The 25,133-nt window shown below is 41.1% G+C and carries 25 protein-coding genes; 16 read left to right on the top strand and 9 right to left on the bottom strand.

All coding sequences use genetic code 11. From position 1 onward, the window contains the following. The 6 genes from carA to greA all read left to right on the top strand — a co-directional run. A partial coding sequence (gene carA / locus A3G3_RS0104170) for a glutamine-hydrolyzing carbamoyl-phosphate synthase small subunit (protein WP_019519288.1) occupies positions 1-1,065 on the top strand: 1,065 nt, incomplete at its 5' end. A gap of 3 nt (positions 1,066-1,068) precedes the next feature. Then, positions 1,069-2,007, top strand: a complete 939-nt coding sequence (locus tag A3G3_RS0104165) for a restriction endonuclease (protein WP_019519287.1) — start codon at positions 1,069-1,071, stop codon at positions 2,005-2,007. Between the two features lie 36 nt (positions 2,008-2,043). Further along, positions 2,044-3,162 (top strand): AAA family ATPase, encoded by a 1,119-nt coding sequence (locus tag A3G3_RS0104160; protein ID WP_019519286.1) that lies wholly within the window; start codon positions 2,044-2,046, stop codon positions 3,160-3,162. After that, positions 3,162-3,839 (top strand): DUF4276 family protein, encoded by a 678-nt coding sequence (locus A3G3_RS0104155; RefSeq protein ID WP_019519285.1) that lies wholly within the window; start codon positions 3,162-3,164, stop codon positions 3,837-3,839. The genes A3G3_RS0104160 and A3G3_RS0104155 overlap by 1 nt, the downstream gene beginning before the upstream one ends. Before the next feature lie 35 nt (positions 3,840-3,874). Beyond that, entirely contained in the window at positions 3,875-7,120 is a 3,246-nt protein-coding gene (carB, locus tag A3G3_RS0104150) for a carbamoyl-phosphate synthase large subunit (RefSeq protein ID WP_019519284.1), read from the top strand. 235 nt (positions 7,121-7,355) lie between these two features. Then, on the top strand, positions 7,356-7,832 hold the full coding sequence (gene greA / locus A3G3_RS0104140; protein ID WP_019519282.1) for a transcription elongation factor GreA: 477 nt from the start codon (positions 7,356-7,358) through the stop codon (positions 7,830-7,832). Positions 7,833-7,961: 129 nt separating this feature from the next. Here greA and A3G3_RS0104135 read toward each other — a convergent pair whose 3' ends face one another. Beyond that, the gene (locus A3G3_RS0104135; protein ID WP_019519281.1) at positions 7,962-8,525 is read right to left on the bottom strand and encodes an NUDIX hydrolase; all 564 of its coding nucleotides are present in this window, start codon (positions 8,523-8,525) and stop codon (positions 7,962-7,964) included. A 103-nt stretch (positions 8,526-8,628) separates the two neighbouring features. Between A3G3_RS0104135 and A3G3_RS0104130 the strand changes: the two genes are divergently transcribed. Then, positions 8,629-9,222 (top strand): NUDIX hydrolase, encoded by a 594-nt coding sequence (locus A3G3_RS0104130; RefSeq protein ID WP_019519280.1) that lies wholly within the window; start codon positions 8,629-8,631, stop codon positions 9,220-9,222. A gap of 84 nt (positions 9,223-9,306) precedes the next feature. Here A3G3_RS0104130 and A3G3_RS0104125 read toward each other — a convergent pair whose 3' ends face one another. The 3 genes from A3G3_RS0104125 to A3G3_RS0104115 all read right to left on the bottom strand — a co-directional run bounded on the left by A3G3_RS0104125 (position 9,307) and on the right by A3G3_RS0104115 (position 11,620). Next, positions 9,307-10,464: a 5-(carboxyamino)imidazole ribonucleotide synthase gene (locus A3G3_RS0104125; protein ID WP_019519279.1), complete on the bottom strand. Its 1,158-nt coding sequence runs from the start codon at positions 10,462-10,464 to the stop codon at positions 9,307-9,309. A gap of 58 nt (positions 10,465-10,522) precedes the next feature. Then, positions 10,523-10,840, bottom strand: a complete 318-nt coding sequence (locus A3G3_RS0104120) for a hypothetical protein (protein WP_019519278.1) — start codon at positions 10,838-10,840, stop codon at positions 10,523-10,525. Positions 10,841-10,972: 132 nt separating this feature from the next. Next, entirely contained in the window at positions 10,973-11,620 is a 648-nt protein-coding gene (locus A3G3_RS0104115; RefSeq protein ID WP_019519277.1) for a MarC family protein, read from the bottom strand. Positions 11,621-11,895: 275 nt separating this feature from the next. Here A3G3_RS0104115 and A3G3_RS0104110 point away from each other — a divergent pair, with 275 nt between their 5' ends. The 3 genes from A3G3_RS0104110 (at position 11,896) to polA (ending at position 17,606) form a co-directional block, all read left to right on the top strand. Beyond that, positions 11,896-13,719, top strand: coding sequence for an acyl-CoA dehydrogenase C-terminal domain-containing protein (locus A3G3_RS0104110; RefSeq protein ID WP_019519276.1), 1,824 nt, complete (start codon positions 11,896-11,898; stop codon positions 13,717-13,719). A gap of 88 nt (positions 13,720-13,807) precedes the next feature. Next, a complete protein-coding gene (locus tag A3G3_RS0104105; protein WP_019519275.1) occupies positions 13,808-14,719 on the top strand; it encodes a polyprenyl synthetase family protein in 912 nt (303 codons plus the stop codon). A gap of 52 nt (positions 14,720-14,771) precedes the next feature. After that, entirely contained in the window at positions 14,772-17,606 is a 2,835-nt protein-coding gene (gene polA / locus A3G3_RS0104100; protein ID WP_019519274.1) for a DNA polymerase I, read from the top strand. A gap of 117 nt (positions 17,607-17,723) precedes the next feature. Here polA and fkpB read toward each other — a convergent pair whose 3' ends face one another. The 5 genes from fkpB to A3G3_RS0104075 all read right to left on the bottom strand — a co-directional run bounded on the left by fkpB (position 17,724) and on the right by A3G3_RS0104075 (position 21,471). Then, complete coding sequence (gene fkpB / locus A3G3_RS0104095; RefSeq protein ID WP_019519273.1) at positions 17,724-18,239, bottom strand: FKBP-type peptidyl-prolyl cis-trans isomerase; 516 nt, start codon at positions 18,237-18,239, stop codon at positions 17,724-17,726. Between the two features lie 94 nt (positions 18,240-18,333). Beyond that, positions 18,334-18,954 carry a Maf family protein gene (locus A3G3_RS0104090; RefSeq protein ID WP_019519272.1) on the bottom strand — a complete coding sequence of 207 codons (621 nt, stop codon included), beginning with the start codon at positions 18,952-18,954 and terminating at the stop codon, positions 18,334-18,336. Positions 18,955-18,967: 13 nt separating this feature from the next. Beyond that, a complete protein-coding gene (mreD, locus tag A3G3_RS0104085; protein ID WP_019519271.1) occupies positions 18,968-19,456 on the bottom strand; it encodes a rod shape-determining protein MreD in 489 nt (162 codons plus the stop codon). Positions 19,457-19,476: 20 nt separating this feature from the next. Further along, positions 19,477-20,307, bottom strand: a complete 831-nt coding sequence (gene mreC, locus A3G3_RS0104080) for a rod shape-determining protein MreC (protein ID WP_019519270.1) — start codon at positions 20,305-20,307, stop codon at positions 19,477-19,479. Between the two features lie 135 nt (positions 20,308-20,442). Continuing rightward, entirely contained in the window at positions 20,443-21,471 is a 1,029-nt protein-coding gene (locus tag A3G3_RS0104075) for a rod shape-determining protein (RefSeq protein ID WP_019519269.1), read from the bottom strand. A 401-nt stretch (positions 21,472-21,872) separates the two neighbouring features. Here A3G3_RS0104075 and gatC point away from each other — a divergent pair, with 401 nt between their 5' ends. The 6 genes from gatC to A3G3_RS0104040 are packed head-to-tail and all read left to right on the top strand — an operon-like array spanning position 21,873 to position 25,110. After that, positions 21,873-22,175, top strand: a complete 303-nt coding sequence (gene gatC, locus A3G3_RS0104065) for an Asp-tRNA(Asn)/Glu-tRNA(Gln) amidotransferase subunit GatC (RefSeq protein ID WP_019519267.1) — start codon at positions 21,873-21,875, stop codon at positions 22,173-22,175. A gap of 5 nt (positions 22,176-22,180) precedes the next feature. Next, positions 22,181-22,555 (top strand): hypothetical protein, encoded by a 375-nt coding sequence (locus A3G3_RS0104060; protein WP_019519266.1) that lies wholly within the window; start codon positions 22,181-22,183, stop codon positions 22,553-22,555. A 28-nt stretch (positions 22,556-22,583) separates the two neighbouring features. Then, positions 22,584-24,074 carry an Asp-tRNA(Asn)/Glu-tRNA(Gln) amidotransferase subunit GatA gene (gene gatA / locus A3G3_RS0104055; RefSeq protein ID WP_019519265.1) on the top strand — a complete coding sequence of 497 codons (1,491 nt, stop codon included), beginning with the start codon at positions 22,584-22,586 and terminating at the stop codon, positions 24,072-24,074. A gap of 3 nt (positions 24,075-24,077) precedes the next feature. Continuing rightward, entirely contained in the window at positions 24,078-24,527 is a 450-nt protein-coding gene (locus A3G3_RS0104050; protein ID WP_019519264.1) for a hypothetical protein, read from the top strand. A 9-nt stretch (positions 24,528-24,536) separates the two neighbouring features. Continuing rightward, positions 24,537-24,752, top strand: a complete 216-nt coding sequence (locus A3G3_RS0104045; protein WP_019519263.1) for a hypothetical protein — start codon at positions 24,537-24,539, stop codon at positions 24,750-24,752. After that, positions 24,742-25,110: a PIN domain-containing protein gene (locus A3G3_RS0104040; RefSeq protein WP_019519262.1), complete on the top strand. Its 369-nt coding sequence runs from the start codon at positions 24,742-24,744 to the stop codon at positions 25,108-25,110. Before A3G3_RS0104045 ends, A3G3_RS0104040 begins: the two co-directional genes overlap by 11 nt. Positions 25,111-25,133: the final 23 nt, after the last annotated feature.

Raw genomic sequence — 25,133 nt, 5'->3', positions numbered from 1 at the left:
GGTGAAGTCGTCTTTAACACCGCCATGACAGGCTACCAAGAGATTCTCACCGACCCAAGCTACGCCAAACAAATGGTTACGCTGACCTATCCGCACATCGGCAACACAGGCTGTAACGAAGAAGACACTGAGTCTGGACGCATTCATAAAGTATGGGCAAGCGGTCTGATTATTCGTGATTTGCCACTGCTTCATAGTAATTTTAGAAGCCAGATGTCGCTGTCTGAATACCTTATCAAGCATAATGTCGTGGCGATTGGCGATATTGACACTCGTAAACTGACCCGTATTCTGCGTGAAAAAGGGGCTCAAAACGGAGCAATCGTTGCGGGCGATGACGTGGAGCGCGCCTTAGAAAGAGCATTGGAACTTGCCAAAAACGCCCCTGACATGAACGGACTTGATTTGGCAAAAGAATGCTGTGATAAAGATGGCTTTACATGGACACAAGGCTCATGGGAGCTGGGCGTGGGCTTTACCGAGCCTGAGCTGAAATACCACGTTGTTGCCTATGATTATGGCGTAAAAACCAACATTTTGCGTATGCTTGCCGATAGGGGCTGTCGCTTGACGGTCGTCCCTGCCCAAACCCCTGCCAAAGACGTACTAGACATGAATCCAGACGGCATTTTCTTATCCAACGGACCTGGCGATCCGTCTGCGTGTGATTATGCCATTGACAGCATTCGCACCATTATTGAAACCAGTAAAATCCCTGTGTTTGGTATTTGTTTGGGTCATCAGCTTTTGGCACTCGCTAGCGGTGCTAAGACCATCAAAATGGGACACGGTCATCACGGTGCCAACCACCCTGTACAAGATTTGGACAATGGCACGGTGATGATTACCTCCCAAAACCACGGCTTTTGTGTGGACGAGGCGACTTTGCCAAGCACCTTGCGTGCGACACACCGCTCGCTGTTTGACGGCACCAATCAAGGCATTGAGCGTACCGATAGAGTGGCATTTAGTTTTCAAGGACACCCCGAAGCAAGCCCTGGTCCGCACGATTGCTCGCCTTTGTTTGATAGATTTGTGGCGGAAATAGAAAAGGCGAAAGGATGATTTATGGCAATTCCGCATTTTGATGATTTAAGAAAGCCGATTTTGGATTTGTTAAGTGATGGTAATGAGTGGCGAAAGGCTGATTTGGTTCAGCCATTGGCAAAGCATTTTAATTTAACTGATGAAGAAATCAACCAAGAATATCAATCGGGTAATGGTTCTATTTTTGTTGATCGTATTTCTTGGGCATTGAGTTATTTTGCTTTAACTGATTTGTTATCAAGACCAAAACGGGGCATTTATGTTATTAACGATTTTGGTAAAACTTTTTTAAATAAATCAAATGCGGAAATCAACCAATATATTAAACAAAAAATGGCAGAACGCCAAGCCGAAAATCTATCATCAAAAGAAAATGATAATGAGATAATTGCTGATTTTTCTAATACACAAAACACACCACAAGAGCAACTTTATTCATCGTATAAAACCATTCGTCAAAATATTTATGACGAAATTTTGGATACCATTTTAAGTAAAACGCCAATGGCGTTTGAAAAATTGGTGGTAGAATTATTGCAAAGAATGGGTTATGGTGGAGCGATTGAAAATTCGGCAACCATTACTCAATATTCTAGGGATAATGGCATTGATGGTGTTATTAAAGAAGATATTTTAGGATTTGATAAAATTCTTATTCAGGCAAAACGCTATCAATTAACTGACACGATTAGCCAACCAGATATTCAAGCCTTTACAGGGGCGATACTGCAAGCAAATTGTAATAAAGGTGTTTTTATTACAACTGCAAAATTTTCTAAAAATGCCATTGGTGCTGTACAAAATTTAGCTCACGCAAAAATTGTGTTAATAGATGGACAAAAGTTGGCTGAATATATGTATCATTATGGTTTGGGTGTGCAAGTGGAGCAAACACTAAGTATCAAAAAACTGGATAATGATTATTGGGATAATATGCCTAATGATGATAGAAATGAGTAAAAAGAATGGTATTTTGTATTTTAATGGATATTGGCAATGGCAAAATTAGATAAATTAACCGTTAAAGGTTTTAAATCTATTAAATCCCTAGAAAATTTTGAATTAACCAATTTAAATGTTTTAATTGGGGCAAATGGGGCTGGTAAAAGTAATTTTATTGGTATTTTTCGTTTGCTTAATAATATTTATCATCAAAATTTACAATTATATGTAAAAAAACAAGGTGGTGTAGATAGTTTTTTGCATTTTGGGCGTGAGAATACAGAAAAAATTTCAATTACCGTTTCTTTTCCAATTACCATAAAGGAATTTGAAAATTTTTATGAGTATGATGAAATTTTTAAAGATAGTTTATTTGGTTACTATACTATAGATTTATCAGCAACCAATGATAATAGAATGGTATTTGATAGTGAATATGCAAACTTTTTGGCAAAAATGATAGTTCATCAAGGACATTTTGAATCAGAACTCTCAAAATCTGAACATATATTTGAATTGTCCGCAAAAAATGCAATACAAAGTTGGAAAATTTACCATTTTCACGATACCAGCGATACCGCAAAAGTAAAACGCCAATCTGCAATCAATGATAATTTAGTATTAAAAGCCGATGGGGAAAATTTATCTGCTTATTTATATATGCTTAATGATAAATATCCCAATGAATATCAAAGAATTGTTAATACCATTCGTTTGGTATTGCCATTTTTTGATGAGTTTGTTATTCGCAAAAATGTAGAGTTGGTAGAATTAGAATGGTTTCAAAAAGGACAACCTGATACACCATTAAAAGCCCATTTATTATCAGACGGTAGTTTGCGTTTTACTTGCTTAATGGTGTTATTGTTACAGCCTTTGGAATTATTGCCTGATACCATTTTGATTGACGAACCTGAACTTGGTTTACACCCTTATGCCATTGCGATTTTGGCAGATGTGATTAAACAAGTGGCAGAAAAAAAGCAAGTGATTATTTCAACACAATCAGTTACTTTGGTGAATTATTTTGAGCCTAATGATGTGATTGTGGTTAATCAAAAAGACGGCGTTTCTAGTTTTGAAAGATTGGATAATGAAAAACTGGCGGATTGGCTAGAAGATTATTCATTAGGCGAATTATGGGAAACCAATTTATTAGGGGGAAGACCATAATGACAATAATTTATGCATTGGTAGAAGGTCAAAGCGAAGAAGGTGTGATTAAAAATGTGATTGCACCAGAGCTTTTGAATTTGCAAATTTATCTTATTCCTATTATTGTGCAAACTTCCAAAACCCAAAAAGGTGGTGATGTTAGTTTTCAAAGATTGTTATCAGAAATTCAAAAGGTTATTAAACAAAAAGATTGTATTGTCACAACTTTTTTGGATTTTTATAAATTAAAAACGGATTTTCCTGATTGTGAATTAGCAATGCAAAAAAGTGATATTTATGAAAAAATCTTGGTTTTAGAAAATGCTTTACATAAAGAAGTGATAACAAAATTTGGTTGTCGGTCTGATAAATTTATTCCCCATATTCAACCACACGAATTAGAAGCCTTATTCTTTTCTGATGTTAATAGATTTGTGGCAGTTGAAAGTGATTGGACTAAATGTATTGCATTATTGCAACAAGCGGTTAATGAGTTTGAATCGCCAGAACATATTAATAATAGTCCACAAACTGCACCATCAAAAAGACTGGAAAGTATTTTAAAACCAAAATATCATAAAACTCGCCACGCCCCTTTATTGGCAAGTGCGATTGGATTGCAAAAAATAGAAAATGAATGCAAGCATTTTCACTCTTGGCTAACCAAGTTACGCCAACTATCGCCCTTAACCTAAATTAAGAAGTAAACAGTAAAAAGAGAGAGACCCCTATGCCAAAGCGTACCGACATAAAATCCATTTTAATCATTGGGGCAGGTCCGATTGTGATTGGACAAGCCTGTGAATTTGACTATTCTGGTGCCCAAGCGTGCAAAGCCTTGCGTGAAGAAGGCTACCGTGTGATTTTGGTCAATTCCAACCCAGCGACAATTATGACCGACCCGTCAATGGCGGATGCGACCTACATTGAGCCAATTACTTGGCAAACCGTTGCCAAAATCATTGAAAAAGAACGCCCTGATGCGGTACTACCGACCATGGGCGGACAGACGGCACTCAACTGTGCGTTGGCACTGGACGCAAACGGCGTGCTAAAACAGTACGGCTGTGAGCTGATTGGGGCAACCAAAGAAGCCATTGAAAAAGCCGAAGACCGCAACCTATTTGACAAGGCGATGAAAAAAATCGGTCTTGAATGCCCCAAAGCCGACATTGCCGAGACCATGGATGAGGCCCTAGAAATCCAGTCCCGTTTTGGTTTTCCTGTGATTATCCGTCCGTCTTTTACCATGGGTGGTTCGGGCGGTGGCATTGCCTATAATAAAGAAGAGTTTTTGGAAATTTGTCAGCGTGGTTTTGACTTGTCGCCCACTCATCAGCTACTGATTGACGAAAGTCTTATCGGCTGGAAAGAGTATGAAATGGAAGTCGTGCGAGACAAAAACGACAACTGTATCATCGTCTGCTCTATTGAGAACTTTGACCCCATGGGCGTGCATACAGGCGACTCAATCACCGTTGCCCCTGCTCAAACCTTGACCGACAAAGAATATCAGCTCATGCGTAACGCGTCTATCGCGGTTTTGCGTGAGATTGGCGTGGAGACAGGTGGCTCAAACGTGCAGTTTGGTATCAATCCCAAAGACGGTCGCATGGTCGTCATTGAGATGAACCCCCGTGTGAGTCGTTCGTCAGCGTTGGCGTCTAAGGCAACAGGCTTTCCGATTGCCAAAATCGCTGCCAAATTGGCGGTCGGCTACACGCTTGATGAGCTAAAAAATGACATCACAGGCGGTGTTACCCCTGCATCTTTTGAGCCGTCCATTGACTATGTCGTTACCAAAATCCCACGCTTTAACTTTGAAAAATTCCCACAAGCCGAGCCTGTGCTAACCACGCAAATGAAATCGGTGGGGGAGGTCATGGCAATCGGTCGCAATTTCCAAGAATCCATGCAAAAGGCATTGCGTGGGCTTGAAACAGGGGCGACAGGCTTTGATGAAGTGATGAATCTAGAAAACAAATCGGCAAATGCCATTGTTTCTGAAATTAAAAACCGCCTAAGCATTCCCACGCCTGAACGCATTTTTTATCTTGCCGAAGCGTTTCGTCATGGATTTAGCCTTGATGAAGTGTTTGAATTAACCAAGATTGACCGTTGGTTCTTGGTGCAAATTGAAGATATTGTTAAGACCGAAAGCAAGATTAAAACGCTAGGCTTTGGCGATTTGACCGCCGAGAATATCCGCACCTTTAAACGTAAAGGCATGAGTGATTTACGCATTGCCAATCTTATGGGTATTAGCCAAAAACAATTCCGTAAACAGCGTTGGAATTTGGGCGTATATCCGATTTATAAACGAGTGGACACTTGTGCTGGAGAATTTGCGTCCAATACTGCCTATATGTATTCAAGCTATGATGATGAGTGCGAGGCACGCCCAACCAACAAAGACAAAATTATGGTCATCGGCGGAGGCCCAAACCGTATCGGACAAGGCATTGAGTTTGACTACTGCTGTGTTCATGCCGCCCTTGCCATGCGTGAAGATGGCTACGAGACCATTATGGTAAACTGCAACCCAGAGACCGTCTCAACCGACTACGACACGTCAGACCGTTTGTATTTTGAGCCGATTACCCTAGAAGACGTGCTAGAAATCGTCCGCACCGAAAATCCTAAGGGCGTGATTGTGCAATATGGCGGTCAAACGCCACTTAAACTAGCCCGTAGCCTAGAAGAAGCAGGCGTGCCTATCATCGGGACAAGCCCTGATGCGATTGACCGTGCCGAAGACCGTGAGCGTTTCCAGCAGATGATTAACAAGCTAAACCTAAGACAACCCAATAACAGCATTGTCAAATCATCAGAAGAAGGCATTCGTGAGGCGGTAAAAGTCGGCTATCCGTTGGTTGTGCGTCCGTCCTATGTGCTTGGCGGTCGTGCCATGGAGATTGTCTATAATGAAGACGAACTAAAACGCTACCTGCGTGAGGCGGTGCAAGCGTCTAACGAAGCTCCTGTCCTGCTTGACCGTTTCTTGGACGATGCCATTGAAGTGGACGTGGACTGCGTATCGGACGGCAAAGACGTGGTGATTGGCGGTATCATGCAACATATTGAGCAAGCAGGTGTTCACTCAGGCGACTCGGCATGTTCCATTCCGCCTTATTCGCTAGGGCAAGACATTCAAGACGAGATGAGAAGACAAACCATCGCCATGGCAAAAGAGCTTGGCGTGGTCGGTCTTATGAACGTACAATTTGCCGTCAAAGGCGATGAGATTTATATTCTAGAAGTAAACCCAAGAGCTTCCCGAACCGTACCATTTGTCTCAAAATGTATCGGCACGTCTTTGGCAAAAGTCGCCGCTCGCTGTATGGCAGGACAGACGTTGGCGGAGCAAAACTTTGTCAGCGAGATTGTACCAAAACACTTCTCAGTCAAAGAAGCGGTGTTCCCCTTTGCCAAATTCCAAGGCGTAGACCCCATTTTAGGCCCTGAGATGAAATCCACAGGCGAGGTCATGGGCGTGGGTCAGACCTTTGGTGAGGCATATTATAAGGCAACGCTTGGGGCAGGCGACAGATTGACAGGCTTGCCACAGGACGGCGAGACCAAAACCGTCTTTATCTCGGTGCGTGATAGCGATAAAGCAGGGGTGGTGGACGTGGCAAAACGTCTGGCAGGCTTTGGCTTTAACATCGTTGCCACAGGCGGTACGCATGACGTGCTTACGGACGCTGGTGTGGCGTGTGAGCGTGTCAACAAGGTGACCGAAGGTCGTCCCCACATTGTGGATATGATTAAAAACCATCAAATCCATTTAATCATTAACACGACTGAGGGCAGACAGGCTCATATTGATTCTTTCTCGATTCGCCGTGAGGCTTTGCAACAAAAAATCTTTAATGCTTCCACCTTAAATGGTGCAAAAGCGGTTTGTGATGCGTACGAAACCGACCTGCCATTTGAAGTGTATCTCTTGCAAGATTTAATGATGACTGGCTGTTAATCAAAAAAACCGCTCAAAAATGAAACGCACCCCAAAAGTTTAGACACGCAATATCTAACCTTTTGGGTGATTTCTATGATTTTTTACCTTGCGTAACACAAAAACACTTGCAATTTGGTAAAAAATACTTAAAATATTGGCAAAATTTATCAGATACACCACGCTAGGTAACATATGTTATCTAGCTTGGTTTTTTTTATGTAAAAGAAATATTTGCAATAAAAATGGAGTAAATATGCAACGTTACCCTATGACCCCACAAGGACATCAGGCCCTAGAAGAAGAGCTAAAGCACCTAAAAACTGTAGAACGCCCACGCATTACCCAAGCGATTGCCGAAGCCCGTGAACACGGCGATTTAAAAGAAAATGCCGAATATCACGCCGCTCGTGAACAGCAAGGCTTATCCGAAGCCCGTATTCGTGATATTGAAGCCAAACTTGGCGGTGCGGAAATCATTGACATCAGCAAACTGCCTCAAGACGGACGTGTGGTATTTGGCGTTACAGTTGTGATTGAAAATTTGGATACCGAAGAGCAAAAACGCTACACGATTGTCGGTGAAGATGAAGCCGATTTTAAAGCCAACAAAATTTCAATCAATTCGCCGATTGCTCGTGGTTTGATTGGTAAATCTGAAGGCGATGAAGCCAAAATCCAGACCCCAAGCGGTGAAGTGGAATACGAAATTATTGAAGTGCTGTATGCATAAACTCGTTTGGGTAAATATGGGCTAAACAACCAATAAATTCCCAATTATTCAATATTAAACACCCAATAGATTTGGTTTTGTTGGGTGTTTATTTAGATTGTCTTGTTCAAAAAACTATTTTTAAACATTTCACGTTCTTGGAATAACAGGTTTTTTGTCAATCGTGCCAAGGTGTAATGGAAATTTACCCCATGTTGCACCATTTCTTTTGTCCGCAAAATAATGGCGTAAGGTCTGTATCACCGTGTCAAATGCAAGTTCATCATAGGGAATTTCATGTTCAGCAAATAATTGACATTCCAAACTCTCTTCACCCACCCCAAATTTTCCCTGTTGCAAATCACCAAGAAAAAACGCATGAATATCACCCAACGCAGGCAAATCGTATAGACAATAAAGCTGTAAATTTTCGCCAACGGCATGGGCTTCTTCCCAACATTCACGATTTGCACCGTCTTGCATGGTTTCGCCAAGTTCCATAAATCCCGCTGGTAACGTCCAAAACCCATAGCGTGGTTCAATCGCACGGCGACATAGTAGCACTTTTTCGTCATGAATGAGCAAACAACCGTTGATAACTTTGGGATTTTGGTAATGAATATAACCACAACTTGGGCAAACAATCCGCTCACGGCTGTCGCCTTGCGGTATCGCATACTCGGCTTTTGTACCACATTGCAAACAAAAAGGCATGACAATTCCTACTAAATTTGGTTAAAATGATGTATCGATAATCTATCATGGTATCATATTTTTGGCAAGATTAAGCAAAAATCTTAGAAATTTTGGAAAAAAAATGACCCAATCCATATTACAAAGCCCTCTACTCGAGCAACTCGCCGAGCGTTTGGCAAGCTGTCCTATCTCACCAATTTCACACCAATATGCGGTATTGCTGGCGATTACCAATGAAATTAATCCAAAAATTATCTATACATTGCGTTCATCTGAGCTTAACAATCATGCAGGTGAAGTATCGTTTGCAGGGGGCAAACGTGAGCCGAACGATGTGGACAATCACGCCACCGCCTTGCGAGAAACGTGGGAAGAAACAGGCATTTTACCGAGTGATGTGATGATTTTGGGTGAATTACCGCTACATCACACCCAAAAAGGCATGCCTGTGTTGCCTGTGGTTGGTGTGATACCGCCTAATGTGGTTTTGAAACCACAACCAAGCGAGATTGAGCGGTTATTTTGGGCGGATTTGCAGACGTTATTAAGCCAAGATTTGGTAAGTTTTAACAAACAATATGATAAATTTAACTTAACAACTTCGGCTTTTTTGATTGATAATGAAATGGTGTGGGGGCTAACCGCTCGGATTACTGCAAGTTTGTTGGAAATTGGATTTGATAGAAAAGTAGTGATTGATTTTAAAGTCGTTTAAATAGATTTTTGTATTAAAACTATAGAATGGGTTAAGCGATAACAAAACCCACCATTGATAATTTTGATACAGTTTATAACCATTTTATCTATCCAATCCCAATGTATTTGGCAATAACGCTACTACCTTATCGACTGTCTCATCTAGCGTTTGGCTGTCAGCTGGCATGATAGTAATATGCCCAATTTTGCGACCCATTCGTTCTTGTTTGTCATAGCCGTGATAATGCACGCCGTCAATTGCCAAAATTTCGCTAATACTCGGATATTGCCCAATCACGTTTAACATCACAGACGGTTTGACAACGCTCGTATCGCCAAGCGGTAAGCCTGCTACCGCGCGCATATGATTTTCAAACTGACTGCACACTGCCCCTTCAATGCTCCAATGCCCAGAATTATGCACCCGTGGGGCGATTTCGTTGGCAATTAAGCCGTCATCGGTTACAAATAATTCTAAGGTCAAAACGCCAACATAGTTAAGATGTTCTAACAATTTTTTGATATTTTCTTGGGCTTGGGCGGTGAGATTTTCTACATTTGGGGCAGGGGCGGTGGTTTTTGCCAAAATGCCGTTAAAATGCTCGTTTTCTACCAAAGGATAATAGCGAATTTCACCAGCTTGCGAACGCACGGCAATGATAGACACTTCTCGGCTAAAGTGAATAAAACCTTCAGCAATTAAAGGTGCAATTTTAGTAGCGTCGCCCAATTCTTGCCAAGCGACACCAACATCATTGTCAGTTTTAATGACAAATTGTCCTTTACCGTCATAACCACCACGACTGGTTTTTAGTACCAAAGGTAAGCCTAATTTATCGCAAGCGGTTTGTAGCTCATCCAATGAATTGACCGCCAAAAATGGAGTAGTTTTGATATTTAATTCATTAAATAAATTTTTCTCATTTAAACGGTCTTGAGCGATAAATAATGCCTTTGACGGCGGAAACAGCCCTGTTTTTTCTTCTAAAAATTTAGCAGAACTTAACGGTGTATTTTCAAACTCCAAACTAAAAATATCCGAACTGTCAGCAAAATCGCCCAGTTGTTCGGTACTGTAAACTTTACCCAAAAGGCGTGCAGGACAATTTGGGGCATCTTCCAAAAACACACAGCGAATACCAAGGGCTAAGGCGGATTCGGCTAGCATCATACCTAATTGCCCACCGCCTAAAATCCCAACGGTTTTGACAGCATGATTAGAATGATTGACAGTGTAAAAATTGGCGGTTGAAATAGGCATGGTAGGCTCTTTGTTGATGGTATTGTAAAGTTATTTAGAAATTTAAATTTGAACGTATTTAACTCAAACGCTCTGGCTCTTCGTCATAGACATGGGCATGATATTGTGCCATTTGTTTTTGCATAAAACTTTGCATTGCCGCTTGTACCATGCTTTGCCCGATAAAATGAATATCGCCACCGAGCATATCTTGGATTTCTTGGGAAAACTCAATACTCAACAATGGTTTATCTTTAACATCAGCGTGTACTGGACGTAACACCATTTTGCCATTTGTCTCTTGGACAAATTCCAATAAAGTTTCTTGCGGTGCGTACGGCGCATCGCTTGCTGTATCGTTGGTTTCATCATTGGCTTTATGGCTAGAATGTTGCATACTTACTCTCTTACTATTTTTTAAAATTAAATGCTAAAAATAACTGGTAAAATAAAATTTTTTGTCAAAAAGTATCTTTTATAATAAGGCTTTTTTTGCAAAAATCAAGCAAAACCCTTGCCTATACCAACACTATGCTAACTGTGGAAATAACGAACGCAAGCCTGCCACGATAATTTCTACCGCAACAGCAGCCAAAAGCATACCCATGACACGGTTTAGCACGTTTAAACCCGTTTCACCCAAAAATTTACTGACACGACCTGCCGCCATAAAGGTGCCGTACAAAATCACACTGATGATAAAACCCGCTACGAGCAATGCAATCTTGTTCCCCCAACCATTACCACTTGCTGCATAAATAATCACAGTAGAAATCCCACCTGGCCCAATAATCATCGGAATAGACAACGGTACGACCGCCATTTTCGTGCCTTGAAATGCCAAACCTTGCACGTCGTCAGCATTATCTACGTTGGGTTTAGCGATATTGCCCGCACCGTTCATCATACCAATGGCAATTAACAACACCAACAAACCGCCTGCCACACGAAACGAGCCAAGCGAAATCCCTAACATTTGCAAAATTGCTTGCCCTGCAATGGTAAAAATTGCAATAGAAATAAATACCGTTAACGAAGCAATTAGTGCCACTTTACGCACTTGTTCACGTGTACCGCCTTTGGTGATATCCAAAAATAACGCCAATGACGATGATGGATTAACCAACACCACAAGTGCCAAAAATATTTTAAAAATCGGAATTTGTTCAAGTAACATAAGCTAACTGTCTTTGTTTAATCTAGGGTTTTGGTTGAGAAATTTGGGTAGTGATTGATTGTAAAAGTTGGCATTTTAACATATTTTTGCCAAAATTTTATCATGGTTAATCAATAACTTTTATTAATAAAATATTTATTTTTATATGAAAAAAAGTTATAACTTGTGTTTTTTTGCTGTGCTTTTAAGAAGATTTGTTTATACTAGCTAGGAAGAATTAACCTTTTAAATTAAATTTAAATTTTCGCCAAACTATACGATACAAGGATATTCTTATGGCATTAACTTATAAAGCCCCGCTTCGTGATATTCGTTTTTTAATCAATGAAGTTTTTAACTACCCAGAGCATTACAAAACGTTAAAATCAGGTGAAAACGCTGATCCTGAAACCGTGGATATGATGCTAGAGAGTGTGGCAGATTTTTCATCAAATGTACTCATGCCATTGTATCAATCTGGCGATGCGGAAGGCTGTCATTTTGACAATGGGGTTGTTACCACACCAAAGGGCTTTAAAGAAGCCTATGATATGTTTGTGGAAACAGGCTATCAGGGTATGGGTTATCCTGAAGAATTTGGCGGATTGAATATGCCTGCGTCGCTAAATTTAATTAAAACCGAGATGATTTCTACGGCTAACTGGTCGTTTCAGATGTATCCTGGTTTGTCGCTTGGTTGTATGAACACGATTTTACAATACGGCTCACAAGCCCAAAAAGATAAGTATATGCCAAAGTTGGTGGAAGGTAGTTGGTCAGGTACGATGTGCTTGACTGAACCGCAATGTGGTACGGATTTGGGTCAGGTCAAGACTCGTGCTGTACCAAACGATGACGGCAGTTATGCCTTGACAGGCACAAAAATCTTTATTTCGGCAGGTGAGCATGATTTGACCGAAAATATTATTCATATTGTGCTAGCAAAATTACCCAATGCCCCTGAAGGTACAAAAGGCATTTCGCTGTTTATCGTGCCAAAATTTTTGGTAAACGATGACGGTTCAGTGGGTGAGCGAAACACGGTAACTTGTGGTTCTATTGAACATAAAATGGGTATCAAAGCATCGGCTACTGCTGTGTTAAATTTTGACAATGCCAAAGGCTTCCTGATTGGTGAACCACACAAAGGCTTAAAAGCCATGTTTACCTTTATGAACACCGCCCGTATCGGTACAGGTATTCAAGGTTTGGCACATATGGAATTGGCATTCCAAAATAGTTTGCCTTATGCCAAAGAACGCCGTTCTATGCGTGCGTTATCAGGCAAAAAAGAGCCAAATCAAGTCGCTGATGCGATTATTCATCATGCAGATGTTGCTCGTATGCTGTTAACCCAAAAAGCCTTTAGCGAAGGTGGTCGCTCCATGATTTATCATGCAGGGCGTTATGCAGACAAAATGACTGAAGCGATACATGCAGGTAACCACGAAGAGGCAGAAAAATGGGATGAAAAACTCGGGTTTTATACCCCTGTGCTAAAAGGGTTCTTGACCGAATTAAGCCTTGAAAGTACCAAGCACGCCATTCAAATTTTTGGTGGACATGGCTATATTAAAGAGTGGGGCATGGAACAGATCGCCCGTGATGCCCGTATTGGGACGCTGTATGAAGGCACAACAGGCGTACAAGCCTTGGATTTGTTGGGTCGTAAAGTGCTACTACAATCCAAAGGCAAAGTGGTATTAGATTACACTGCCAATATCATGCGTTGGTGTAGTGAGTATGCCCTTGACAAAGAAATGCGTAAATACGTCTGGGCCTTGACCAAATACTGTGCGGAATGGAATACCCTAACTGCTCGTATCATGCTCACCGCTCGTAAAGACCGTGATATTATTTCAGCTGCATCCGATGATTACTTAATGTATTCAGGCTATGTCATGATGGCCTATCACTGGGCAAGAATGGCGGCAGTCGCTTATAATAAACTTAAAAATGGTGATGGCAAAGAAACCGAAGCGTTTTATAAAGCCAAAATCAAAACCGCTGAGTTTTATTTTGAAAAACTGTTGCCACGTGCGTCTGGTATTTCAGAAAGTATGCTAACCTCAAGCGAAACCATGTCGCTTGACTTTGATAGCTTTAACTTTTTGGATTAATCGGTTACAATAACCTTAACCCAAATCTGAAAAACCGTTCTCAATTTTGGGAACGGTTTTTATTTATTTTTTATTTAGATAAAAAGCCATGAAACCCACTTTTACCGAATTTTCCCAAGCCGTTATTGCCCAACATGAAGCAGATATTGTCAACTTTATCAGCGAAAAACGCCTGCCCGAACCACTTCACAGTGCTACTTTGTACGCTATGACCAATGGGGGCAAGCGTGTGCGTCCGCTACTCGTTGCCAGTAGCTACCACACAGTGATACAACAAACCGCCAATCAGATTTTACCCATTCAAAATCAAGCCGAAGTGCGTCTATCCATGCTTGCCGTTGAGCTGTTGCACGGTTATTCGCTTATACATGATGATTTGCCGTGTATGGACGATGACGACTTACGCCGTGGCAAACCCACCACCCACATCAAATTTGGCGAAGCCACGGCTCTGTTGGCAGGCGATGTTTTACAAAATTTGGCATTTGAAGCCTTTTGCGATCCAATTTTTAGCCAAAATTGTGAGCTTGGTAATCATTTGTCAAAGATATTTACCCCACGAGCTAGACGCATGATTATGGGGCAAATGCTTGATTTAAATGGCGAAAATCAAAACCTAAGCCAAAACGAGCTTGAAGCCATTCATCAAGACAAAACAGGGGCGTTAATAGAAGCATCGGTACTCATGGGTGGTATCTGTGCCAATGCCAATGATAAACAATTATCAGCTTTACAAATTTTTGCCAAAAATATCGGTCTAGCATTTCAAGTGCAAGACGATATTTTGGACGTGGTTGGCAACACCGAACAGCTTGGCAAACAGGTTCATAGCGATGAAAAACTAGACAAATCAACTTATGTCAAACTGCTAGGCGTGGACAATGCCAAAGATTACGCCCAAAGTCTGTTTAACACCGCCAAAAATGCCGTGATTGACGAATTTGGCGACACTAGTTATTTAGTTAATTTGGCAGATTGGCTTTGGCAACGCCAGTATTAGTCTTTAATATTTTTTAACAACTATTTAATATTTTTACAAAAAGTGCTTTACTATGAACCATCAAACAACCCAAACACCCACCGCATTATTAGATACGTCACACGTTAATTTTGAGCAACCGCCATTTGTTTTAATTGATGGTTCTTACTATCTTTTTCGCACATTTCATGCCTTGCCAATTGACATGAAAAATAGCCAAGGTCTACACACCAATGCCATTCGTGGTACACTAAATGCGATTAATAAACTGATTAACCGCTATCAGCCGACCCATATGGCGATTGCATTTGATACCAAGTCACCGACATTTCGTCATAAGCTTTCCGCCATCTATAAAGGCGATCGCCCAAAAATGCCTGAAGAGCTTGCCGAACAAATTCCGCACATTCATCGCATGATACAGGCATTGGGTATTCCGCTACTACGCCAAGAAGGGGTGGAAGCTGATGATATCATTGGCTCACTTTCCCACAAAGCCTGTGAACAAGGGCATCATGTCATTATTTCTACAGGCGACAAAGATATGTGCCAGCTCGTGAACGATGCGATTGTGGTAGAAAATAGTTTTGATGACAAACGCTATGATGTAGCAGGCGTGCAGGAAAAATTCGGTGTCGCTCCCCGCCAAATCATTGATTATCTGACATTAATGGGTGATACGTCAGACGGTATTCAAGGCGTGGCAGGCATTGGCAAAGTAACTGCCCAAAAATTATTGGCAGAATATGACACAATTGATAACATTTTAGCCAACATTGACACGTTAAAAGGCAAACAAAAACAAACATTTGCCCAGAGCATTGACAGCATTGCCCTTGACAAAAAATTGGCAACCATTATCACCGATTTGGATTTGATTAGCGATTGGGATGCGTTAAAATTGCCTACCGACCCAAGTTTTAATTTAGCAGAAAAACGGGCGATTTTTACGGAGTTAGAATTTAAAGGTGAGCTTAAATCATTGGAGCATCCATTTCATCCTGCTAATCAATCATCGCATACGGTAAATGCTCAATCAACACCAAATGCGGTGCAAAAAAAGGTTGCAAAAGTTTATCAAACCATTACGAATGAAACTGATTTTTTAAATCTTATCAAAGATTTAGAGCAAAGCCCCTGTTTTGCGGTAGATACGGAGACCACCGATTTGAATTGGCAAACCGCTCAATTAGTCGGATTGTCATTTGCCTTTCAAGCACACCATGCCTATTATGTACCCGTCAATCACGTCAACGCTCTTGGAGAACAGATTGAACTCCAATTAAACGAAGATTTTGTATTATCAAATTTAAAAAATTTATTAGAAAACCCAAACATTGCCAAAGTCGGACAGCACTTAAAATATGACAGTCATATTCTGGCAAATTATGGTATTGCACTTGCCAATGACCCTAAAAATTGGCAAATGGACACCATGCTCGCCAGTTATGTCATTAACACGGTCGCTACTCGCCACAACATGGACGATTTGGCACGTCATTATTTGCACACAAGCACCACCACGTTTGAAGATGTGGCAGGCAAAGGGGCAAAACAAATTAGTTTTGATAAAGTGGATTTGGCGGTTGCCAGTCAATATGCGTGCGAAGATGCGGATATTACTTGGCAATTGTTTGAACTGTTTAGTGAACGTTTAACCGACAATGATAAACAATTGTTAACCCATATTGAAATTCCAATTGCCCAAATTTTGTGCGATATGGAAGAGGCAGGGGTGTTGATTAACAAACCCTTTTTGAACAAACTGTCTGATGAATTTGACCGTCAAATTCAGCAACTAGAACATACAGCTCACGCCCAAGCAGGCGAAACATTTAACGTAGCAAGCCCAAAACAGCTCGGCGAAATTTTGTTTGAAAAACTGCAAATCAAAGGCGGTAAAAAAACCAAAACAGGACAGTATTCTACCAGCGAGCAAGTATTGGCAAAAATTGAACATGAGTTGGTGGATACCGTACTAGCCTATCGCAGTTTGGCAAAGTTAAAAAGTACTTATACCGATGCGTTGGCGAATGTGGCAGATAGCCAAAACCGTGTACACACGAGCTATCATCAAGCCTTGACTAGCACGGGACGACTGTCATCTACCGAGCCAAATTTGCAAAATATTCCCATTCGTAGCGATACAGGGCGACTGATTCGACAAGCCTTCATCGCACCGACGGGGCGAAAAATTTTGTCGGCGGATTATTCACAGATTGAACTTCGGCTCATGGCACATTTTGCCAAAGACCCTGTGTTAATCAAAGCCTTTAACGAAGGACATGATATTCACCGTGCCACTGCGAGCGAAATTTTGGGCAAAGCGTTTGATGACGTTACTAGCGAAGAACGTCGCCAAGCCAAAGCGGTCAATTTTGGGCTATTATACGGCATGAGCGAGTTTGGTTTAGCAAAGCAACTCGGCTTTAGCCGTCAACAAGCCCAAGACTACATCAAACGCTACTTTGAGCGATATCCTAACGTCAAAAACTACATGAAAACTACCCGACAACTTGCCCATGACCAAGGCTATGTTGAAACGATTTTAGGCAGAAAAATTCACACACCTGACGTGAACCACAGCAACGCCATGATACGCCAATCGGCAGAACGTGGGGCGATTAACGCACCGTTACAAGGCTCGGCATCAGACATTATCAAACTTGCCATGATAGCAGTCAATGATGTATTGCCAAAGGACGATGCCAAAATGTTACTGCAAGTGCATGATGAATTGGTATTTGAAGTAGATGAAAATAAAGTCAATGAAATCAGTGAGTTAATCAAAAATGCCATGCAAAACGTCTTTTATGACACCGCCAAAAAATTAGGTTGGACGGTGGATTTTGCCGTACCATTGTTGGTAGAAGTCGGTGTTGGCGATAACTGGGATACCGCTCATTGATTGGCTGTAGGACAAGAAGGTACGTTTGCGTTCGTGGTGAGCTTATCAAATGACGGAAACCACCCCTTCGACAAGCTCAGGGTGAACGGTTTTCCTTCTTTTAATTAAGCAAAAAAATCAACCCACCTGTACCGCTTGGCTATCTTTTGGGGTAACTTTGATGATTTGCACTTTAAATAATACATTTTTCCCTGCTAAAGGGTGATTAAAATCTACCTTCACAATCTCATCAGTAACTTCACTCACCACACCAACTAGCGTGCTTTTGCTTTTGTCTTCAAACTCAATCATCATGCCCACTTCAGGCTCACCGCTTAAGGCAAAATCAGTTTTGGCAAAACTCTGCACATTATCAGGACTGCCTTCACCAAAGGCTTCTGCAGGCGATAAATGAGCGGTGCGAGTGTCGCCTGCGGTCAGATTTAACAACACATTTTCAAAACCTTCTAACAAACTGCCATCCCCCACCACGAGCGTAACAGGCTCAGGACGCTCAAAGGTGCTGTCAATCAGCGTGCCGTCTTCTAGGCTCACTTCAAAATGTAACGCCACTTGGCTACCGTGAGCGATGCGAGTTTGTTCGTTGGGATTAATGATATCGCCAAGCGATTGATTTTGTGAGTTATTTGTCATAAGAATAATACCCTTTTTAAAACTAGGTCAAAAATACGCCATTGTAGCATATTTTTTGGGGTATTAAAATTTGACGGAAGGTTGTTTAAAAAAATTACGAATGGGTCTGAAAAAATTGTTCTACCGATTGCAACAACGCTAAGGTTTCCACCAACGGTAATCCCACCACATTGCTGTAACTACCATGAATAGTTTTCACCCATGTCGCTCCAATGCCTTGAATAGCATAACCGCCTGCTTTGTCTTGTGGTTCGCCTGTTTGCCAATAGTCTAACATTTGTTGGTTATTTAGCGGAATAAAACGCACATCCGTCATCACGGTTTGGCGTTGGTAATGATAAATTTGTTGGTTTTGTATTAGGCTAACTTGCACCGCCGTCCAAACCTGATGCACATTATCGGACATTTGTTGCCACATTTGTTTGGCATCGTCAAAATTGTCAGGTTTTAGCAAGATTTTACCATTGTTTAACACACCAATCGTATCGGCGGTAATCAGCAAACTGACCAAGTTGGGCGAATGAGCAAGCAGGTCTATCACCGCACGTTCAGCTTTTTGTTGCACCATGCGTTCAATGTAGCCAACCGCCGTTTCGTTTGGTAAAATTGTCTCATCAATTCCCACCGCCAAACGGCTATGCGGTAGCTGAATTTGGTTTAACAGTTCATGGCGTCTTGGCGATGTGGACGCCAAAATAATCGGTAATGTAATCATATTATTTATTTTTTTAAACGGTATACTTAACCAAAACAGCAACTAATAGGGGCCATAGCACCACACTTAACAGCATGGCAAATAAAAGTTGTGGGGCAAAAATCCCTTGGGTGAACAAATGTAAAAAAATCAACGCCGATTGATATAACAGTAAACACGCCCCTGCCAATAGCCACACCAAACCTGACGACAGTTGTTTGAGATAACCGCTAATAAATTTGACAAAAAATGCCACCAATACCGCACATAACGCTTGTTGCCCCAGTCGGCTATCGGTCAATAAATCCGCCATTAATCCAATAAAAAACGCCAAGCTGACCCCAACCAAACTCGGCTGAAAAATCAACCAAAAGGTCAACACCATAATCAACCACATCGGACGAAACACGGCGATAGTGGCATTGAGCGGATAGACACTCAAAATAGATGCTACCACAAAACTCAACGCCATGACACTATATAAATGCACGGGAGATTTTTTGTGGGCGTGAGAATTTGGCATAGCGAACTCGTATTTTTGGCTTATTTTTTGGGCTGAAGCAACAACACATAGGCAGTATTAACAAAATTTGCCGTCGGTGTCACGGTAATTTTGGCGTAGCCCCCTGCCTGTTCATCTTCGATTTTTGCCACACGTCCGACAGGAAAACCTGCAGGAAAACGCCCGCCAAGACCTGAAGAAATCAACTCATCACCAACGCGCACATCGGTTGCTTTAAAAATATAGTCTAATGACAAATATTGCGGACTACCCTTACCTGTTACAATGGCGTTTTGCCCTGTGCGTTTGATGCTCACCGCGACCGATTGTTGCTCATCGCTTAACAGTAGCACACGGCTCGTATGTTCGTACACGTTGAGTACTTGCCCCAAAATCCCATTTTCATCAATCACGGTTTGACCGATTACCACACCGTCTTTTGTGCCTTTGTTAATCACAATCATTTGGCGTAACGGACTGCTATCGGTACCAATCGTTTTTGATGCCAACATCAGATGAAATTGGTTCGGATTAGTGGTGGATAAAATGCCTTGCAAACGGGCATTTTCAGCTATCAGATAATCTTGTTTTTGTAACTGCCCTTTAATGTGTAGTAACTCTGCCTTCAACTGGATATTTTCACGGCGTAAGGTTTCTTTATCAGTCGTTTTACTGTCAAGCCATGCTACAAAAAAATCAGGATACACCGACATCTGATAAATCGGTTGCATAGACGCATGTGCCACATTACGAACAGGTTGAAATAGCTGGGAATTTTTGCTATCTAACAACATTAATACAATGGCAAAAAACACCACAATCGCTGTTTTTCGCAGAGTTAATGGCTGATGACTAAAAAGGGTTAACGACATAACAAATCACATGGTTTTTAAAGGTAGCTTTTAAATAATATTTAAAAAATTTAATAATTTTAATAGCATGAAATTTTAACACCCTAACAAAGGAAACCGCCAAATATAGCGGTATCTTTTTAACATAGGCATTTTTTAAACAAAAATCATATTTAGCGATTTATTGTTAATAAAATCAAGGGCCTTACCACCGCCACGCGTTACGCAAGTTAATGGGTCTTCGGCAACGGTTACTGGTAAGCCTGTTTCACGAGAAATCAACACGTCAAGATTACGCAATAACGCCCCACCGCCTGTTAGCACAATACCCCGTTCAGCAATATCGGACGATAATTCGGGTGGGGTTTGTTCTAGAGCGGCTTTTACCCCTGCGACAATCCCTGCTAATGGGTCACTTAAGGCTTTTTGAATTTCAGTTGACGTGACAGTAAAGGTTTTTGGCACGCCTTCTGCCATGCTACGCCCACGCACTTCGACTTCTAGCGGTTTATCGGTTTTATCTTCCATCGCGATACCAACTTCCATTTTGATACGTTCAGCGGTGGTTTCACCAATCACACAACCATGGGTACGGCGAACGTGGGTAATAATCGCTTCGTCAAACACATCACCACCGATACGAATTGAGTCGGCATACACGCAACCTGACAGGGCAATCACCGCAATCTCAGTCGTACCGCCACCGATATCCACGACCATAGAACCGCTCGCATCATGTACAGGCAATCCCGCCCCAATCGCCGCCGCCATTGGCTCTTCAATTAACAACGCCTTATTTGCCCCTGCAAACAGCACCGCTTCACGAATGGCCTTACGCTCAACCAAGGTAGATTTACACGGTACGCACACAATCACATCGGTATTGGTCATAAAACGCTTGGCACGTACTTTATTAATAAAGTGTTTCAGCATTTTTTGCGTCACTTCAAAATCGGCAATCACACCGTCTTTTAACGGACGAATGGCGGTAATATTATCAGGGGTACGCCCCAACATTTGTTTGGCATCAATCCCCACAGCCGCGACCGTTGGGTTTTGAGTACGGTTAGAACGCAACGCGACCACGGTCGGTTCGTTTAGCACCACGCCTTTATTTGGGGCGTAAATCAAGGTGTTCGCCGTGCCTAGGTCAATGGCGATATTGTTTGAAAAAAATCCGAACATGAAACATTTCCCAGTGAAAAACACTGCAAATAACGCAGAGCAAAAAGTTAAAATAAATAGTGGCAAATTATACCGCTAAATGGCGATAAAATATAGTAATTTTATCAAAAACGATGATTTAGGTGATATTTTTTATAACAAAATATTAAAAATCAAACATTTTTTACAAAAATTTTAATCAAAAATTAATTTTTTGTATTTTTTACGAATTAATAAAATTAAGTTGATAAAAAAAATTTGTAAAATTTCACGCCTAAATTTTGTAAAATTTGTTAAAATAGTGGGTAAGTTTATTTTTTTTAGTATTTTTAATCAATATTTGATTAATCAAGTTTACAGTTTATTGGGTTAATTATTGATATTTTAATAGTCACAATTTAATTAAATTTAAAGGAAAAGTTATGGCTCAACCGATTTCTACTGAAGACATTATGAGTATTGCAAAACTTTCTCGTTTGGGAATTGATGAAAGTCAATGCCAAGGTCATGCCGAAAGTCTTAGCAAAATTTTGTCGATGATGGACATTTTATCCGAGGTCAATACCGATGATATCAAGCCCCTAACCAATGTCCACGACGGCGTGCAAGTCTTACGCCCTGATGTGGTGGATTTAAATGGCTTGTCGGTCAATCGTGAACAAAATCAAGCAATTGCCCCTGCGGTACAAGATGGATTGTATCTAGTGCCGCAAGTGATTGACTGATAACCGTGAAAAAACGCATTTATTTGGATTGCTCGCCAAACAATAACACCCATAAAATCATTGATCAATTTGACCTTGATGGCGAATTTATGGCAGTGTTAGCACAAGATTATCTTGATGTAGGCACTTTTGAAGTATATGGCAAAACCGATGAGTTAGGTGCGTTTCGCGACTACCAAGCCCTACAATCTTATTTTCCCTTTGACATCAGTTTAGATAAATTGCAAGATAAAATTGACTTTAATAAGGCAAACTGTGTGTTTTGGGTATGGTTTGGGCCTGATTTGGTTTGCTGGCAATCCAAACACTTATTTATTGTTGATAGTTTTTATATTGAAAGATTTCATTTTGAAACTTATATTAGCAATAACTCATTGTAATTTAATATTTTTTATAAGCAGAAAACCTATGACAACTTTACACACCCTATCCGTCCGTGAAATCGCTGACGGTTTACAAGCCAAACAATTTAGCTCGGTTGAATTGACAGAGCATTTTTTAAATCGTATTGACACACACGATAAAGCGGTGAATAGCTTTATTACCGTTACGCCAGAACTTGCCTTAGAACAGGCAAAATTAGCAGACGAACGCCTAAAGTCAGGCAATGCCCACCCCTTGACAGGCATACCGCTTGCCCACAAAGACATTTTTAATACCCAAGGGGTGCTAACCACTTGTGGCTCAAAAATGCTTGCCAATTTTGTCTCCCCATATAACGCCCACATTGTGCAAAAATGCCTAGATGTCGGTCTGGTTACACTTGGCAAGACGTCGATGGACGAGTTTGCCATGGGGTCGGACAACGAAAGCTCGTACTTTGGGGCGGTGCATAATCCGTATAATTTGGACTATGTACCGGGCGGTTCGTCAGGCGGTTCGGCGGCGGCGGTTGCCAGTGGTTTTGCTCCACTTGCCACAGGCTCAGATACAGGCGGTTCAATTCGCCAACCTGCTTCGTTTTGTGGACTGACAGGCATCAAGCCGACTTATGGTCGCATTTCTCGCTTTGGTATGATTGCTTATGCGTCAAGTTTTGACCAAGCAGGCAGTTTTGGCAAATCCGCAGAAGATTGTGCCTATCTTTTAGAAGTGATGAGCGGATTTGACCCTAAAGACTCAACCAGTGTCAATAAAGACGTGCCAACATGGACGAAAGATTTAATTGCTAAACGCTCTCAAGCAAATGGGGATAAGCCGTTACAAGGTCTAAAAATCGGCGTGCCAAGCGAATATTTTGGAGCAGGTTTGCAAGATGATGTTAAAACTATCATTAACCAATCTTTAAAACAATATGAAGAGCTTGGGGCAACTTTGGTTGATGTCAACTTGACCAGTCCAGAGATTACTTTGGCGACTTATTATCTGCTTGCCCCTGCCGAAGCATCATCTAATCTGTCTCGCTATGATGGCGTGCGGTTTGGCTATCGCTGTGAAAATCCAAGCGATTTGAGCGACCTGTACACACGCTCTCGCTCCGAAGGTTTTGGGGCAGAAGTACAACGCCGAATTTTAATGGGCACATATGCTCTATCAGCAGGCTATTTTGATGCGTATTATGTCAAAGCCCAAAAGGTACGCCGTTTGATTTTAAATGATTTTAATAAAGCCTTTGAAAGTTGTGATGTCATCGCAACCCCAACTGCCCCAACGCCAGCTTACAAAATCGGAGCGAGCTTAACGCCAAGCGAGATTTATATGGGCGATGTGTACACGATTGGCGTAAATTTGGCAGGTCTGCCCGCATTGTCTCACCCTGTGGGTTTTGTGGAGGGCTTGCCTGTAGGCTTGCAACTGATTGGCAAACATTGGGCGGAAGATACGCTACTAAATACGGCGGACGCTTATCAGCAAGTGACGGAGTTTCATAAGGAACTATCGCCGATTGCTAAATGCTAATTAATGAGCGTATTAAGGCATTATTTTGCGATTATTGCCCATAATGACGATACTTTTATAAATAATGACAATCCCAATAAAGCGGTTATTCACGATGATATTATTCAATATCTAATGGACAGTTTAAATTGGATAATCACCCTAGCCCATTGTGATAAAAAATGCCCTATTCAAGGCTTATGTTATCATGGCATTACAGGATTTAATCAATCGCTGATTACGCCTTTTAAAAATTTAATCATTGCTTGGCGAGCGGTATTTGCCAATGCTCCTAATGAATTTATTTTAACAGGCAATTATTTTACGATTGTGGACGATGATGATTTTAAAGGCGATTATGAAAAAATCACCGTATGCCGTGATGAATTATTAACCGAATTGGATAAATTAATTGGCTATTGTGAATTGGTAGAAAATGATAAAAATTTAATACTGGTTCATAATGGTATTTAAGGAAATATGATGTTAATAGAATTACCGCACCACATTGAACAAATGGTCATTGCCCAAGCCCAAAGCGAGCAGTTAAGCGTTGCCCAATTGATTGAAAAATGGGCAATTCAAGATAAAAAAGACGATGTTTTATTAACCGACTTTTTTAAAAAACAACCGCCCATAGACGCATTCAATAGCATTGACCCTGTGGCATATCAAAGAGCAATGCGTGATGAGTGGTAAATATTTGCTGGATACTTGTACGCTGCTTGGCTTACAAAAACAAACGCCCGAAAGTTTTAATTTATTATCACAAAAAGGCGTTTATTTGTCTGAATGTGCCATTAGCATTATTACTTATATTGAATTTATTGGGTTTTATGGCGTGGACAATAAAACTTGTGAGCAATTAAAATACATTGCTAACCAATTCACGCAATACCCACTTGATGACAATATTCGTGATAAGGCAATCGCCATTCGCCAAAAACACAAAATTAAATTGCCAGATGCCCTGATTTTAGCAACTGCAAAAACACATCAATTAACGTTATTAACACTTGATGATAAATTGGCGAAATTTTCTCAATTATACATTTAGGAAAAAAATGCCAAAAGTTATCA

Origin of the sequence: Moraxella boevrei DSM 14165 (genome assembly GCF_000379845.1) — a bacterium.
Classification (GTDB): Bacteria; Pseudomonadota; Gammaproteobacteria; order Pseudomonadales; family Moraxellaceae; genus Faucicola; species Faucicola boevrei.
Note: the sequence above shows the minus strand (reverse complement) of the source record. Positions and strands in the feature narration are given on the sequence as shown.